This is a genomic window from Streptomyces sp. 4F14 (genome assembly GCF_048159485.1).
GTDB lineage: Bacteria > Actinomycetota > Actinomycetes > Streptomycetales > Streptomycetaceae > Streptomyces.
The window spans coordinates 1-336 of the sequence record NZ_JBLRVY010000325.1 but is presented as its reverse complement, the minus strand read 5'-3'; the positions used below and the strand labels follow the sequence as shown (position 1 = coordinate 336).

1 protein-coding gene is annotated in these 336 nt (G+C 71.4%); it reads left to right on the top strand.

Annotated elements, in window-relative coordinates:
- The coding region (locus ACLZOT_RS50945) for a glycosyltransferase family 2 protein (protein ID WP_416976110.1) at positions 1-336 on the top strand (336 nt) is incomplete at both ends.

The window sequence follows — 336 nt, the reverse complement described above, 5'->3', positions numbered from 1 at the left end:
AGTCCCTCGCGGCCCAGACCCTGACCGGTCTCCAGGTGGTGATGGTCGACGACGGGTCCACCGACGGAAGCGCCGCGCTGGCCGCCGAGTTCGCCGCGGCCGACGACCGTTTCGAGCTGGTCCGGCAGGAGAACGGCGGCCTCGGCCACGCCCGTAACACCGGTGTCCGCAACTGCGACCCGGAGAGCCGCTACCTGGCCTTCTGCGACAGCGACGACATCATCCCGCCGAACGCCTACGAGCTGCTCGTCGAGTCGCTGGAGGAGACCGGGGCGCGGGTCGTCCGACCGGGCCTCGGTGAGCACTGCACCGTCGATCCTGCCCTCGGCGACGAGC